1 protein-coding gene is annotated in these 1,957 nt (G+C 64.6%); it reads left to right on the top strand.

Annotated elements, in window-relative coordinates; translation table 11 throughout:
* On the top strand, window positions 1–1,957 hold a 1,957-nt coding region (locus A2I95_RS34165; RefSeq protein ID WP_291736959.1), incomplete at both ends, for a transglycosylase domain-containing protein.

Genomic DNA, 1,957 nt, shown 5'->3' on the forward strand with positions numbered 1-1,957 from the left:
AAGACACGGGCGAAGCCGGCCCCGAAGAAGCGCGGCTTCATCGGTCTCTTGCTGGCGCCTTTTGTCTGGGCGTTCCGGCTGGTTTGGGGGTTCAGCTGGCGGGTCGGCATGGTGGTCTGCCTGCTGGTCGGTCTGGCGGTGGCGTTGCAGTATGCCAAGCTGCCCGAGGTCTCGGCCTATCTGGACGGGCGCGCGCGCGGGTCGGTCACCCTGCTGGACCGCAAGGGAGACGTCTTTGCTTGGCGCGGCGATCAGTTTGGCGGGGTCATCCGGGCCGATACAGTTTCGCGGCATCTGAAGAACGCGGTTGTCGCGACTGAGGATAGGCGGTTCTACCGGCATTTCGGCATCTCCCCTCGCGGCGTTGCCAGCGCCATTCGCATCAACCTGCGTGAAGGCCGCGGGCCGCTGTCAGGCCATGGCGGCTCCACCATCACCCAGCAAGCCGCCAAATTGCTGTGCCTGGGCCGGGTCTATGATCCGGACGACTGGAAAAGCGAAAGCGCTTATGAAGCCGACTGCCGCAAAGGGTCGCTGTGGCGCAAGGGGACGGAGGCGATCTTTGCCCTGGCGATGGAGGCCAAGTACACCAAGGATGAGATCCTCTCTATCTATATGAACCGCGCCTATATGGGCGGCGGTGCATACGGTGCCGAGGCCGCGGCGCAACGCTATTTCGGCAAATCCGCCAATCAGCTGAACCCGGCTGAAGGCGCGATGCTGGCGGGGTTGCTGACTGCGCCCTCGACACTGGCGCCTACCAACAACCTGCAACGTTCACAGGACCGGGCGGCCACCGTGCTCCGGCTGATGCAGGAGCAGGGCTATCTGACCACCGCCGAGATGCAGCAGAACCGAAATGCCCCGGCAGTGCTGAGCGAAGCCGCGGCGGCACGGGCAGGGGGGTACTTTGCCGATTGGGTGATGGATTCCATCCCGGACTTCCTGGGCGATCAGACTACCGAGGATGTGGTGATCCGTTCGACCCTGGACCAGCGTTTGCAGGGAGCGGCGGAAGAGGCGCTGAAATATATCTTTGAAAACAAAGTCCGCCCCGGCTCCAAGGCGCAGGCGGCCATTGTGGTGATGAGCGCCGATGGCGCGGTGCGCGCGATGGTGGGCGGCCGCAAGACGCGGGTCTCCGGCGTGTTCAACCGCGCGACCCAGGCCAAACGGCAGACCGGATCGGCCTTTAAACCCTTTGTCTATGCCACCGCACTTGAATTGGGCTACTCGCCATACGACCGGGTGCTGGACGCAAAATACTGCATGAACATTCCCGGCTCCGGCCAGTGGTGCCCCGAGAATTACACCCGGAAGTACTATGGCGAAGTCACCTTGGCGCGCGCGTTGCGGGATTCCCTGAATGTGCCAGCGGTGAAAGTCTCCGAAGCGGTGGGCCGCGACAAGGTCAGCATCGTTGCCAAGGATTTTGGCATCGACAGCGATCTGGCCGCTGGGCCGGCACTGGCGCTGGGTGCATCGGAAAGCACCCTGCTTGAGATGACGGGGGCTTATGCCGGCATCCTCAATGGGGGCTCCTCCGTGACGCCTTATGGGGTGACCGAGCTGAAACTGGTGGACGACAGCGACGCGCTGATGGGCGCCAGCGGCGGCATCGGTGAGCGGGTGATCCGCCCCGAGGCGGCGCAGCAGCTGGTCTGGATGATGGAAAAGGTGATTGCCGGCGGCACCGGCAAGCGGGCGCAGATCCCGGGCTGGCAGGCGGCAGGCAAGTCGGGGACGACGTCTGCGGCCAAGGATGCCTGGTTCATCGGGTTTACCGCGGATTACGTGGCGGGGGTCTGGATGGGCTATGACGACAACACGCCGCTGTCCGGTGTGACCGGCGGCGGCCTGCCGGCCGAGATCTGGCGTGAGACGATGGTGCGGGTGCATGACGGTCTCACCCCCAAACCGCTGCCGATGCTGGAACCCGCGCCGATTGCCCCGCCGC

Source organism: Leisingera sp. F5 (assembly GCF_001593695.1).